This is a genomic window from Candidatus Phytoplasma phoenicium (genome assembly GCF_001189415.1).
Lineage (GTDB): Bacteria > Bacillota_I > Bacilli_A > Acholeplasmatales > Acholeplasmataceae > Phytoplasma > Phytoplasma phoenicium.
Map to the genome: position 1 here is coordinate 1 of NZ_JPSQ01000042.1, position 3,136 is coordinate 3,136.

Annotated in this window: 1 protein-coding gene; it reads left to right on the forward strand. The window is 23.7% G+C overall.

Features of this window, described 5'->3' with window-relative positions; all coding sequences use genetic code 11:
• Positions 1 to 66 precede the first annotated feature (66 nt).
• On the forward strand, positions 67 to 1,701 hold the full coding sequence (gene glnS / locus AlmWB_RS01090) for a glutamine--tRNA ligase (protein ID WP_050337255.1): 1,635 nt from the start codon (positions 67 to 69) through the stop codon (positions 1,699 to 1,701).
• The last annotated feature ends 1,435 nt before the right edge of the window (positions 1,702 to 3,136 follow it).

Here is a 3,136-nt window from a genome sequence, read left to right on the forward strand (position 1 = left end):
GGAGAAAAATACCAAATTATTGATTAATTTTTCTAATAACATTAAGGTAGGTTTTTTAGTTTGAAAATGTATAAAAATTCTAACTTTATTAAAAATATAATTCAAAAAGATTTAGATAATCAAAAATATAAAGAAGTTATTACGCGATTTCCGCCTGAACCTAATGGTTTTTTACATTTAGGACATGCTCGTGCTATTGTAATTAATTTTGAATTGGCTAAATATTTCAAAGGTAAAACTTATTTGAGATATGACGACACTAATCCTATGACTGAAGAAAAACAAATATACATGAAGGCTATTTTAGAAGATGTAAAATGGTTAGGTTATCGACCTCATAAAATTTTTTTTGCTTCTGATTATTTTGATATAATGTACGAAAAAGCTGTTTTTTTAATTAAAAAAGGCAAAGCTTTTGTTGATGATTTAAATAAAGAACAACTGAAAAAATTTCGTCGTGATTTATTTCAACCGGGTCTTAATTCTCCATATCGTGAACGTAGTATACAAGAAAATTTAAAATTGTTTGAACAAATGAAAAAAGGATTTTTTAAAGAAGGTGAAAAAGTTTTAAGAGCCAAAATAGATATGTCTAGTTCCAATATGAATTTGAGAGATCCAGTGCTTTATCGTGTTTTAGAAGGTTATACACTCAAAAATAAACATTATTTTATTTTTCCTTCTTATGATTTTGCACATCCTTTAGAAGATTCAATTGAAAAAATTACTCATTCTTTATGTTCTTTTGAATTCGAAGACCATCGACCTTTATATAAATGGGTTCTTCAAGAAACTGAAATGCCACACAAACCAACTCAAATAGAATTTGGAAGACTTAATATTTCACATACTTGTTTAAGTAAAAGATTTTTAAAAACTTTAGTAAATGCTCGATTAGTTAATGGTTGGGATGATCCGCGTATGCCCACTTTAAGTGGTGTTCGAAAAAAAGGTTATACTGCCGAAGCTATTTGTCATTTTGTTTTAGAAACGGGTTTATCTAAAAACAATACTTATGTACAACCTAATATGTTATATTCTTGTTTAAGGAATGATTTGCAATTAAAAACTAAAAAAGTCATGACGGTGATTGAGCCTTTAAAAGTAACTATTATTAATTATCCTGTAAATCAAAAAGAATTTCGTGATATTGATTTTAACAACAAAGACACCACTTTAGGTTCTCGTCCAGTTTTTTTTTCGAAATATCTTTATATTGAAAAAAATGATTTTCAAATAGAAAAAAAAGATCCTCAATCTAAAAAATTATTTTTAAATGGAGAAGTAAGATTATTTTATTTTTATTTTATCAAAGCTGTCGATGTTATTAAAAATAATCAGGGTGAAATTATTGAAATTTTAGCTATTTATGATCCTGAAACTAAAAGTGGTAACGGTTTTAACAAAAGAAAACCTAATGGTACTATTCATTTTGTCGAAGCAACTACAGCACAACCTATTATTGTCAATTTTTATGACAATTTGTTTAAAATAAATAATCCTAAAAACATTTTAGAAGATTTTAATCATGCTTCTTGGCGTTCTCAGTCATCTTTAATGGAAGGTTCAGTGAAACTAACGCAAAATCAAGAAAAATTTCAATTTTTACGTCAAGGTTATTTTCATTTAGAAAAAACGAAAGAATTACCAAATAATTTTAACGAAATTATTTCTTTAAAGAAAATCGATCATTTAAATTAAAGTTTGTGATCATATTGATTTATTTGATAAAAAGTTTTTCATAATGATCAAAAAAAACACATTTATCAATGGAAAATAATATTTTATTAATTTAATAAATGTTAATTATGATATGATAAATATTGAAGTTTGAATTGATATTCATATTGGGGAAATAAATTATTTTAATAAGTACGAAAGAGATAATTAATTTTTTTAATTTTATTTTGATTCACATGTTGGTTCTTATTTAGAAATAGGATAATGTTTGAAACCTTTTAAGAATACAATTTTCACTTATTATTTATTAAGTAAAATTTTTATTTTATTTTTGATAATGATTGTGTTTGAATTGAATTATCAACTTCATAACATGTCTGTTATATGGTAACCACAAATATTATAAGGATGATTCTATAATAGAATTTAAAGAAGTAAATAATCAAATTATTGAAACAATTTGTTCAGCAGATGGCCAACAAGTTAAAGAATATGATTTTGATACTAATCAATTAATTCAAATTATTGATTTAAAGAGATGACAAAATCAAAGAATATGATAAAAAATAATGGTCAATTAAATCGTATTTTGACAACAAAACAATTATTTATAATTATGATAATAAAAAAATCTAAATAACTAAGTTGATCCGGTGATGTTATTTTACAATATGAACCCAAAAGTGACCCTTCGCAAACTTTACTGACAATATCAATTCAAAATAACACACATGTTGAATATGATTATACTATTGGTAATATATCTTGTATTTTTTGGCCTAACGGGTGAACTATTAGTTATTATCATCTTCAAAAATTTTTGTTAATACAAAAAATATTACCAAATAAAACAACAAAATAATATTATTATTATGATGAAAAACAAATAGATAATCATGATGTTGTTAGTCTTTTTCTAACAGAAATAACTTCAGAAGGTATTATTAAAAAATATCGATTATATTTAAATCAAGATTTTTTTTCTAATTGGGTAATGCGTATATATCATTCAAATAATCCAAATACTTTTACGGATGTTTTGCCTATTTATAATATTTTTAAAGAATATGACTGTAACAAGAAAAAATTAATGAAAATTGTTTTGCCCAATGGTTCAATTCAAAATTATAGTTTATATAACGGATATTTAAAATAAGAAATATGTCCTAATAGAATCATTAAGGAATATAAATCCTTTTAAGGATGTTTTAATAGAAGAAATAATGCAAGATGGAACTAAAAACAATATGATGATGAAACTCAAATTTTATCTCAAATCATTTAACCTAATAGTTATCAAATTTAAATAAATCAAGAAAATGATAAAGTTAAAATGCTAATATAGTGAAATTTTTTTACCTGATAAAACTATTATCGAATTTGATCAAGAAAAAAAGTAATCCAAAAAGTGATTAATTCTCAAGGTATAATTAAAAATACTATTTTTTAATATGAA